This is a genomic window from Streptomyces sp. SID3343, assembly GCF_009865215.1.
Taxonomy (GTDB): Bacteria; Actinomycetota; Actinomycetes; order Streptomycetales; family Streptomycetaceae; genus Embleya.
Genome location: NZ_WWJX01000417.1, coordinates 1 through 542, shown reverse-complemented (window position 1 = coordinate 542; position 542 = coordinate 1). Strand labels below are relative to the sequence as shown.

At 76.0% G+C, this 542-nt stretch carries 1 pseudogene; it reads right to left on the bottom strand.

The window, feature by feature from the left end:
• A pseudogene (locus GT354_RS13505) lies at positions 1–542 on the bottom strand (hypothetical protein); the annotation flags it as partial.

The window sequence follows — 542 nt, the reverse complement described above, 5'->3', positions numbered from 1 at the left end:
AGGCCCGCGGCGGGCGGGAACGTCACCGTCGTGGCGCCGGCCGGAACGCTGCCCAGTTCGCGCCACGAGCCCACCGATCCGTCGGTGGACGTGCTCACCACGACCGGCTCGCGCTCGGGGCGGGCCAGCACCACGTGCAGCCCTTCGATGTCGGCTTCGGCGCCGAGCAGGATCAGCGCGGGCTCGGTGCTCGGCGTACCGGAGCGGGCCAACGCCCGCAGCGCCGCGACGCCGGACGCGGTGCGGCCCTCGTCGGGCACTCGGGTGGGGCCGTCGGCGGTGCGCACCGCGAGTTCGACGCCGCCGGCGGAGGACGCCGTCGTGCCCAGCGCGCCGCGGGTCAGGTCGGCGTTGCCGGTCAGCGCGTGCCAACGCTCGCCGACGCGCCACTGGAGGAAACGGCCGTGGGTCAGGCGCTGCTCCGGCAGGATCCGCAGCTGTACGGGCCGCCCACCGAGTGCGGCCCGGACCTGCTCAGTGCCCCAGTCCGACCAGTTCTCGTGCAGACCGAGCACGACCTGTCGGGGGTCCAGGCGCGCGAC